General features: G+C 56.1%; 8 protein-coding genes and 1 pseudogene. All 9 read left to right on the plus strand.

Annotation, left to right across the window (positions count from 1 at the left end; translation table 11 throughout):
- The first annotated feature begins 2 nt into the window (after positions 1-2).
- A complete protein-coding gene (nrdF, locus tag C3451_RS18890) occupies positions 3-962 on the plus strand; it encodes a class 1b ribonucleoside-diphosphate reductase subunit beta (protein ID WP_022649130.1) in 960 nt (319 codons plus the stop codon).
- A gap of 333 nt (positions 963-1,295) precedes the next feature.
- Entirely contained in the window at positions 1,296-2,498 is a 1,203-nt protein-coding gene (gene proV / locus C3451_RS18895) for a glycine betaine/L-proline ABC transporter ATP-binding protein ProV (protein WP_023298446.1), read from the plus strand.
- Positions 2,491-3,555 (plus strand): glycine betaine/L-proline ABC transporter permease ProW, encoded by a 1,065-nt coding sequence (gene proW, locus C3451_RS18900; RefSeq protein WP_022649132.1) that lies wholly within the window; start codon positions 2,491-2,493, stop codon positions 3,553-3,555. The genes proV and proW overlap by 8 nt, the downstream gene beginning before the upstream one ends.
- A 9-nt stretch (positions 3,556-3,564) precedes the next feature.
- Positions 3,565-4,560, plus strand: a complete 996-nt coding sequence (gene proX / locus C3451_RS18905; RefSeq protein ID WP_017382774.1) for a glycine betaine/L-proline ABC transporter substrate-binding protein ProX — start codon at positions 3,565-3,567, stop codon at positions 4,558-4,560.
- Positions 4,561-4,769: 209 nt separating this feature from the next.
- Complete coding sequence (locus tag C3451_RS18910) at positions 4,770-5,954, plus strand: MFS transporter (protein WP_045622873.1); 1,185 nt, start codon at positions 4,770-4,772, stop codon at positions 5,952-5,954.
- Between the two features lie 314 nt (positions 5,955-6,268).
- Entirely contained in the window at positions 6,269-6,799 is a 531-nt protein-coding gene (gene emrR / locus C3451_RS18915; RefSeq protein WP_017694792.1) for a multidrug efflux transporter EmrAB transcriptional repressor EmrR, read from the plus strand.
- Positions 6,800-6,927: 128 nt separating this feature from the next.
- Positions 6,928-8,100: a multidrug efflux MFS transporter periplasmic adaptor subunit EmrA gene (gene emrA / locus C3451_RS18920; protein WP_022649133.1), complete on the plus strand. Its 1,173-nt coding sequence runs from the start codon at positions 6,928-6,930 to the stop codon at positions 8,098-8,100.
- Between the two features lie 16 nt (positions 8,101-8,116).
- Complete coding sequence (gene emrB, locus C3451_RS18925) at positions 8,117-9,664, plus strand: multidrug efflux MFS transporter permease subunit EmrB (RefSeq protein ID WP_022649134.1); 1,548 nt, start codon at positions 8,117-8,119, stop codon at positions 9,662-9,664.
- Positions 9,665-9,893: 229 nt separating this feature from the next.
- A pseudogene (locus tag C3451_RS24605) lies at positions 9,894-10,037 on the plus strand (hypothetical protein); the annotation flags it as partial.
- Positions 10,038-10,198 lie beyond the last annotated feature (161 nt).

Genomic DNA, 10,198 nt, shown 5'->3' on the forward strand with positions numbered 1-10,198 from the left:
GGATGAAACTGTCACGCGTAAGTGCCGTTAACTGGAACAAAATTCAGGATGATAAAGACCTGGAGGTCTGGAACCGCCTGACCAGCAACTTCTGGCTGCCGGAAAAGGTGCCGCTCTCCAACGATATTCCGGCCTGGCAAACCCTGAGCCATGCCGAGCAGCAGCTGACAATCCGCGTCTTTACCGGCCTGACGCTGCTGGACACCATTCAGAATACCGTGGGTGCGCCCGCGCTGATGAGTGATGCGCTGACCCCGCACGAAGAGGCGGTAATGTCGAATATCAGCTTTATGGAGGCGGTCCATGCCCGCTCTTACAGCTCGATTTTCTCCACCCTGTGCCAGACCAGAGACGTGGACGCGGCCTACGCCTGGAGCGAAGAGAGCGCGTCATTGCAGCGCAAGGCAGATCTGGTGCTGGAATATTACCGGGCCGACGAGCCGCTGAAGAAGAAGATCGCCAGCGTGTTCCTGGAATCTTTTCTCTTCTATTCCGGCTTCTGGCTGCCCATGTACTGGTCGAGCCGGGGCAAGCTCACTAATACCGCCGATTTGATTCGCCTCATCATCCGCGATGAAGCGGTACACGGGTATTACATCGGCTATAAGTACCAGAAAGGACTGGAGAAAGTCACCCCGGAAAAACGCGAGGAACTCAAAGGTTTTGCCCTCGATTTACTGATGGATCTGTATGACAACGAGCTGAGCTATACCGAGGAGCTGTACGCCGGAACGGGCTGGGAAGAGGACGTAAAAGCCTTCCTCTGCTACAACGCCAACAAGGCGCTGATGAACCTGGGCTACGAAGCGTTATTCCCACCGGAAATGGCGGAAGTGAACCCGGCGATCCTCGCGGCGCTGTCGCCCAACGCCGATGAAAACCACGACTTCTTTTCCGGGTCCGGCTCGTCGTACGTGATGGGTAAAGCGGTGGAGACGCAAGACGAGGACTGGGATTTTTAATGAATGAATTAACGTTCATTAATTAACTCTACATTTCATTATTTTCAGCCGAATATTCCACTACGTACTACACTGTAATTTCTCCTTCATATTCGCCTGAATCACACCGATTCAGGCGAAATTCTCCCATGCAGTAGCAAAAAATTGAGAAAAATTCAAAGCGCCCTCAGCCCTTTATTCATGGGAAATTCAGCCGTTTCGCTTGTGGTAAAATTCCGACCTCAGGCAGGTCCAGGGTTGTCTCAGATTCTGAGTATGTTAGGGTAATGCCAGTTAACTATTTACCATGGTAATCATATCGACATAAACAAATAACAGGACACTCTCTATTGCATGGCAATTAAATTAGAAGTGAAAAATCTTTATAAAGTATTTGGCGAGCACCCGCAGCGTGCTTTCAAATATATTGAGAAAGGCCTTTCGAAAGAGCAAATTCTGGAAAAAACCGGGCTATCGCTTGGCGTTAAAGACGCCAGTCTGGCCATTGAAGAAGGCGAGATTTTTGTCATCATGGGATTATCCGGTTCGGGTAAATCCACTATGGTTCGCCTTCTCAATCGCCTGATTGAACCCACCCGCGGACAGGTGCTGATTGACGGCGTTGATATCGCCAGAATATCAGACGCGGAACTCCGCGAGGTGCGCAGAAAGAAAATTGCGATGGTGTTTCAGTCATTTGCACTGATGCCGCACATGACGGTACTCGATAATACCGCCTTTGGCATGGAGTTAGCCGGCACGCCCGCTCAGGAACGTCAGGAAAAAGCCCTTGATGCACTGCGTCAGGTCGGGCTGGAAAATTATGCTCATGCGTATCCGGATGAGCTCTCTGGCGGTATGCGTCAGCGCGTGGGATTAGCGCGCGCATTAGCGATTAATCCGGATATTTTATTAATGGACGAAGCCTTCTCGGCGCTCGATCCCTTAATTCGCACCGAGATGCAGGATGAGCTGGTAAAATTACAGGCCAAACATCAGCGCACCATTGTTTTTATTTCTCACGATCTGGATGAAGCCATGCGTATTGGCGACCGTATCGCCATTATGCAAAATGGTGAAGTGGTGCAGGTCGGCACACCGGATGAAATTCTCAATAATCCGGCGAATGATTATGTGCGCACCTTCTTCCGCGGCGTGGATATTAGCCACGTATTCAGTGCGAAAGATATTGCCCGTCGAACACCAAACGGCATTATTCGAAAAACGCCAGGTTTTGGTCCGCGCTCCGCGCTGAAGCTGTTGCAGGACGAAGACCGTGAATACGGTTATCTGGTTGAACGCGGCAATAAATTTGTCGGCGTTGTCTCCATCGACTCCCTGAAAACCGCCCTGAGCGAAAACCAGGGAATCGATGCGGCGTTGATTGACGCTCCGCTTGCCGTGGACGCCGAAACGCCGCTCAGCGAGTTGCTCTCTCACGTGGGTCAGGCGCCGTGCGCCGTGCCGGTTGTCGGTGAAGAACAACAGTACATTGGCATCATCTCAAAACGGATGCTGCTACAGGCTTTAGATCGCGAGGGGACAAACAATGGCTGATCAATCAAACCCATGGGGCACCACTGAAGCAGCGGACAGCGCGGCGCAATCTGCCGATGCGTGGGGGTCGACGCCTGCGCCTGCCGATGGCGGCGGCGCGGCAGACTGGCTCAACAGCGCACCGGCGCCTGCCCCAGAGCATTTCAATATTATGGATCCGTTCCACAAGACGCTGATCCCGCTGGATAGCTGGGTAACGGAGGGGATCGACTGGGTCGTTACCCACTTCCGTCCGGTGTTCCAGGGGATCCGCATCCCGGTGGATTACATCCTGAACGGCTTCCAGCAGCTGATGCTGGGCATGCCCGCGCCGGTGGCGATTATCCTGTTCTCGCTAATCGCATGGCAGTTCGGCAGCGCGGGTATGGGGATCGCCACGCTGATCTCCCTGATTGCCATCGGCGCGATTGGCGCGTGGTCTCAGGCGATGATCACCCTGGCGCTGGTGCTGACCGCCCTGCTGTTCTGCGTGGCGATCGGCCTGCCGATGGGGATCTGGCTGGCGCGCAGCCCCCGGGCCGCAAAAATTATCCGCCCGCTGCTGGATGCGATGCAGACCACGCCAGCGTTCGTTTACCTGGTGCCTATCGTGATGCTGTTCGGCATCGGTAACGTACCGGGGGTGGTCGTGACCATTATCTTTGCCCTGCCGCCGATTATTCGCCTGACCATTCTGGGCATTAACCAGGTGCCTGCGGATCTGATAGAGGCATCACGCTCGTTTGGCGCCAGCCCACGTCAGATGCTGTTTAAGGTTCAGCTTCCGCTGGCGATGCCGACCATTATGGCAGGTGTTAACCAGACGCTGATGCTGGCGCTGTCGATGGTGGTGATCGCCTCAATGATTGCCGTTGGTGGGTTAGGTCAGATGGTACTGCGCGGCATTGGCCGTCTCGATATGGGGCTGGCGACCGTCGGCGGCGTCGGGATTGTGATCCTCGCCATCATTCTTGACCGCCTGACCCAGGCTGTCGGTCGTGATTCACGCAGTCGCGGCAACCGTCGCTGGTATACCACCGGCCCTGTCGGGTTACTCACCCGCCCATTCACAAAATAAGGAACAACGATGCGACATAACGTACTTTTTGCCACAGCGTTTGCGACCCTTGTCTCCACCAGCGCAGTTGCCGCTGACCTGCCGGGCAAAGGCATTACCGTGCAGCCGGTGCAGAGCACCATTTCGGAAGAGTCCTTCCAGACCCAGATTGTCAGCCGTGCGCTGGAGAAACTGGGCTATACGGTGAATACCGCCAGTGAAGTGGATTACAACGTGGGCTATACCTCTATTGCCTCCGGCGATGCCACCTTTACCGCCGTGAACTGGCAGCCGCTGCACGACGATATGTATGCCGCCGCAGGCGGTGACAAGAAATTCTACCGCGAAGGCACCTTTGTGACCGGCGCTGCGCAGGGATATTTGATCGACAAGAAAACCGCCGATAAGTATCACATCACCAATATTGAACAGTTGAAAGATCCGAAGATCGCCAAACTCTTTGATACCAACGGTGACGGCAAAGCCGACATGATGGGCTGCTCGCCGGGCTGGGGCTGTGAAGCGGTGATTAACCACCAGAACAAAGCCTTCGATCTGGCGAAGACCGTCGACGTGAGCCACGGCAATTACTCTGCGATGATGGCCGATACCATCGCCCGCTTTAAAGAAGGCAAGCCGGTGATCTACTACACCTGGACGCCTTACTGGGTGAGCGACGTGCTGAAGCCGGGCAAAGACGTGGTGTGGTTGCAGGTGCCCTTCTCCTCCCTGCCGGGCGAGCAGAAAGATATCGACACCAAACTGCCAAACGGCATGAACTATGGCTTCCCGGTGAATACCATGCATATCGTGGCGAACAAAGCCTGGGCCGAGAAAAACCCGGCGGCGGCGAAGCTGTTCTCGGTGATGAAACTGCCGCTGGCAGACATTAACGCCCAGAACGCGATGATGCACGCGGGTAAATCATCCGAAGCAGATATCAAAGGCCACGTGGATGGCTGGATCAAAGCCCACCAGCAGCAGTTCGATGGCTGGGTGAAAGAGGCGCTTGAGGCGCAGAAGTAAAAATACTACCCCTCACCCTGCCCTCTCCCCAAAGGGGAGAGGGTGTATAAAATCCCCTCTCCCCTTTGGGGAGAGGGATAGGGTGAGGGGATCAAACCGCACCCAACCTAAACCGCACAATCCACCACGTAACAATCCCCCAACATTCACAATCATTGGTTATTATGTTTCCGGAAAAATAATCACTTAACTTACGATTCCTGAAACAAATGACAAAAACAACTCAAGGGCTTAGCCCCGCACTCATCCTTTTAATGTCCGTGGCAACGGGACTGGCCGTCGCCAGCAACTATTACGCGCAACCTCTGCTTGATACTATCGCGCGTGCTTTCGATCTTTCAGCCAGCTCCGCCGGCTTTATCGTCACCGCTGCGCAGCTCGGCTATGCGGCCGGGCTGCTGTTCCTGGTGCCATTAGGCGATATGTTTGAGCGCCGGATGCTTATCGTCTCCATGACGCTGCTGGCCGCAGGCGGGATGTTGATCACCGCCAGCAGCCAGTCGTTAACGATGATGATTATCGGTACCGCGCTGACGGGGCTGTTCTCGGTGGTGGCACAAATTCTGGTTCCCCTCGCGGCGACGTTGGCTTCCCCGGAAAAACGCGGCAAAGTGGTTGGCACTATTATGAGCGGCCTGCTGCTGGGCATCCTGCTGGCGCGAACCGTTGCCGGGCTGCTGGCGAGCCTCGGCGGCTGGCGCACCGTTTACTGGGTGGCAAGCGTGTTGATGGTTATCATGGCGCTGGCCCTGTGGCGCGGCCTGCCAAAGGTGAAGCAGGAGAATCACCTGAACTATCCGCAGCTCCTCGCCTCCGTTTTCAGCCTCTTCACCCGGGATAAACTCCTGCGCACACGCGCCGTTCTGGGGTGTCTCACCTTCGCCAACTTCAGCATCTTATGGACGTCGATGGCGTTTCTGCTCGCCGCGCCGCCGTTTAACTACTCAGAAGGCGTGATTGGCCTGTTCGGGCTGGCAGGCGCGGCTGGCGCACTGGGCGCGCGCCCGGCGGGTGGCCTGGCCGACAAAGGTAAATCGCATATGACCACCTCCGCAGGGCTGGTTTTACTCCTGCTCTCATGGGCGGCTATCTGGTACGGACACGTCTCAGTGCTGGCGCTAATTGTCGGTATTCTGGTACTCGACCTCACCGTGCAGGGCGTACATATCACCAACCAGACCGTGATTTACCGCGTGAAACCAGACGCCCGTAACCGTCTGACGGCCGGGTACATGACCAGCTACTTTATCGGCGGCGCGGCGGGCTCGCTAATCTCAGCCTCCGCCTGGCAGCATGCGGGCTGGACGGGCGTGTGCGCAATCGGCGCCATCGTGGCGGCGATAACTCTGCTGGTATGGTGGCGCGGCTATCACCGCCAGGAAGCAATTCACTAAGTTTTACATTGCTTTGGGCCCCCTGGGGTGTAAAGGGGGCCTGCATCTGTTAAGGTAACGGTAATCATTTATCCCAGAAATTTTACTGTGGGTGACATATTTACTACCGGCATGAATAGTTCAGACCCCAGTCCTCACATCCCCTCTTTCGCGGGTACACACCCCACACTTTCTGTGCTCACCGGGTCACGGATTTACCCGGCGCTTTCTGATGGTGACATACGTTTGGCGGATATAACCGCACAAATAATTCATTTACATTATTTGTCACTATCGTTACTATATCGGCTGTAATTAATGAGGTTATGCCCAAAATGGATAGTTCGTTTACGCCCATTGAACAAATGCTTAAGTTCCGCGCCAGTCGTCATGAGGACTTCCCATATCAGGAGATCCTGCTGACCCGCCTGTGCATGCACATGCAGGGTAAGCTGCTGGAAAATCGTAACAAGATGCTGAAAGCGCAAGGGATTAACGAGACGTTGTTTATGGCGTTGATTACGCTTGAGTCTCAGGAAAACCACAGCATTCAGCCGTCTGAACTGAGCTGCGCGCTGGGTTCATCCCGTACCAATGCAACCCGTATTGCTGATGAGCTGGAGAAGCGCGGCTGGATAGAGCGCCGTGAGAGCGATAACGATCGCCGCTGCCTGCATCTGCAACTGACCGAGAAAGGTCACGAATTCCTGCGCGAAGTGCTGCCACCGCAGCATAACTGCCTGCACCAGCTTTGGTCTGCCCTCAGCACCGCCGAGCGCGACCAGCTTGAGCACATTACTCGCAAGCTGCTCACCCGTCTGGACCAGATGGATGAAGATGGCGTCATTCTTGAGGCGCTGCGCTAACGCGACGATCCGCTCAACATTCCAGATTGCAAAAGAAAAACTGACAGGCCAGCACGTGAAACTGCTGGCCTTTCTGACAACAGGTCGGCTCAGCCGATGTGAAAATAAAAAGATCGTGGAGAACAACAATGAGCGCAAATGCGGAGAACACCCCCCCGCAGCAACCGGTCAACAAGAAGGGCAAACGTAAGAGCGCCCTTATTCTGCTGACCTTGCTCTTTATTATTATTGCCGTGGCATATGGGATCTATTGGTTTTTAGTCTTGCGTCATGTTGAAGAGACAGACGATGCATACGTGGCAGGGAATCAGGTTCAAATCATGGCGCAGGTGTCAGGCAGCGTGACGAAAGTCTGGGCTGACAACACCGACTTTGTGAAAAAAGGGGATGTGCTGGTCACGCTCGACCCGACCGACGCCCAACAGGCGTTTGAAAAAGCACAGACGGCGCTGGCCTCCAGCGTTCGCCAGACCCGCCAGCTGATGATCAACAGCAAACAGCTTCAGGCCAATATCGACGTGCAGAAAACGGCCCTGGCCCAGGCGCAGAGCGACCTCAAGCGTCGTGTTCCTCTCGGCACCGCCAACCTGATTGGCCGTGAAGAGTTGCAGCACGCCCGCGATGCGGTGGCGAGCGCACAGGCGCAGCTGGACGTGGCGATCCAACAGTACAACGCCAACCAGGCGATGGTGCTGGGCACCTCTCTGGAAAACCAGCCGGCGGTGAAACAGGCGGCGACCGAAGTGCGTAACGCATGGCTTGCCCTGCAACGTACCAAAATCGTCAGCCCGATGACCGGTTACGTTTCCCGTCGTTCCGTGCAGCCGGGTGCGCAAATTAGCACCACCACGCCGCTGATGGCGGTCGTTCCGGCGAACAACCTGTGGGTGGACGCGAACTTCAAAGAGACCCAGCTGGCGCATATGCGTATCGGCCAGACCGCAACCGTGGTCAGCGATATCTACGGTGATGACGTGAAGTACACCGGTAAAGTAGTCGGTCTGGACATGGGGACCGGCAGCGCGTTCAGCCTGCTGCCTGCACAGAACGCCACCGGCAACTGGATCAAAGTGGTACAGCGCTTGCCTGTACGTATCGAGCTGGATCCTAAGCAGCTGGCAGACCATCCGCTGCGAATTGGCCTTTCCACGCTGGTGACGGTCGATACCGCCAACCGCGACGGTCAGATCCTCGCAAGCCAGGTGCGCAGCACGCCAGCTTATGAAAGTAACGCCCGTGAAATTAGCCTCGATCCGGTCAATAAGCTGATCGATGACATCGTTAAGGCAAACGCCGGTTAAGCCGAAGGTGAGCGTTATGCAACAGCAAAAGCCGCAAAAACCGCTTGAGGGGGCGCAGCTGGTCATTATGACCATTGCGCTGTCGCTGGCGACATTCATGCAGGTGCTGGACTCCACCATCGCAAACGTGGCGATCCCTACGATCGCCGGGAACCTTGGCTCATCGCTGAGCCAGGGGACCTGGGTCATTACCTCATTCGGGGTGGCGAACGCCATCTCTATTCCCATCACCGGCTGGCTGGCGAAGCGCGTCGGTGAAGTGAAGCTGTTCCTCTGGTCGACGATCCTGTTCGTGCTGGCCTCCTGGGCTTGCGGCATGTCCAGCAGCCTGACGATGCTGATTTTCTTCCGCGTCATCCAGGGGATTGTCGCCGGGCCGTTGATTCCGCTATCGCAGAGTTTGCTGCTGAACAACTATCCGCCCGCCAAGCGCTCCATCGCGCTCGCGCTGTGGTCGATGACGGTGATTGTCGCCCCAATTTGCGGGCCAATCCTCGGCGGCTATATCAGCGATAACTATCACTGGGGCTGGATCTTCTTCATCAACGTACCCATCGGTGCGCTGGTGGTGCTGATGACACTACAGTCTCTGCGTGGTCGCGAAACGCGGACCGAACAGCGGCGGATCGACGGCATCGGGCTGGCACTGCTGGTTGTCGGCATCGGCAGCCTGCAAATCATGCTCGACCGCGGCAAAGAGCTGGACTGGTTCGCCTCTACGGAAATCATCGTGCTGACGGTGGTCGCCGTGGTTGCCATTAGCTTCCTGATTGTCTGGGAGCTGACGGACGAAAATCCGATAGTCGACCTCTCGCTGTTTAAATCGCGAAACTTCACCATCGGCTGCCTCTGTATCAGCCTCGCCTATATGCTCTACTTCGGCGCGATTGTTCTGCTGCCGCAGCTGTTGCAGGAGGTGTACGGCTATACCGCAACCTGGGCTGGGCTGGCCTCCGCGCCGGTGGGGTTAATTCCGGTTCTGCTGTCGCCGATTATTGGCCGTTTCGCCCATAAGCTCGACATGCGCAGGCTGGTGACGTTCAGCTTCATCATGTACGCCGTGTGCTTCTACTGGCGCGCGTATACGTTTGAACCGGGAATGGACTTTGGCGCCTCCGCGTGGCCGCAGTTTATTCAGGGCTTTGCTGTGGCGTGCTTCTTTATGCCACTGACCACCATTACGCTTTCGGGCTTGCCGCCTGAGCGGATGGCGGCGGCATCGAGCCTGTCGAACTTCACCCGTACGCTGGCGGGCTCCATCGGGACATCGATCACCACCACGCTGTGGACCAACCGGGAAGCGATGCACCATGCCCAACTGACCGAAGCGGTGAACCCGTTCAACCCTAACGCTCAGCAGATGTATAGCCAGCTTGAGGGGATGGGGATGACGGAGCAGCAGGCGTCCGGCTGGCTTGCCCAGCAGATCACCAACCAGGGGCTGATTATCTCGGCAAACGAGATTTTCTGGATATCGGCGGGGATCTTCATCGTCCTGCTGGGGCTGGTGTGGTTTGCCAAACCACCGTTTGGTGCCGGTAGCGGGGGCGGTGGAGCGCACTAGCCCTGTGCACGGGTTGCCCGGTGGCGCTACGCTTACCGGGCCTACGAACGTAGGCCGGATAAGGCGTAGCCGCCATCCGGCAAAACACCGCACCGTGTCCAAAACGCGACAGCGATTGTCAGTTCCGATAAAGCAGCGCGCCTGAAATTGATTCACGAGAGTGAAAAGACAACAGGAGCGTACCATGCTTAACACACCCGCGCCACGCGCTGGCTCTCGACAGACTTACGTCGAAGTGAGCACGCCGAACGTCTATCTCGACCAGATCGAATATTTCTGCCACTACTTCAGCCGCCGCAGCGACGTCTGTAACAGCGTGCATCCGCAAAACGATCGCGATACCGGCGTCGCCAGCGCGGAGCTGGCCGTGGTTGTCGTCATCAGTATTGTAGGCCCGGTCAGCGAAGGGTATGAACCGGAAACATGGGTAACACTTTAGACCGGATACATGGGTAACAGTTATAACTGGCATAGAAGAGGAGACTCGCTATGCCCTGGACTGAGACCCGACCTATGCAACGCCTTGATTTTATC

The organism is Enterobacter sp. 301B (assembly GCF_003850715.1).
GTDB lineage: Bacteria > Pseudomonadota > Gammaproteobacteria > Enterobacterales > Enterobacteriaceae > Enterobacter > Enterobacter intestinihominis.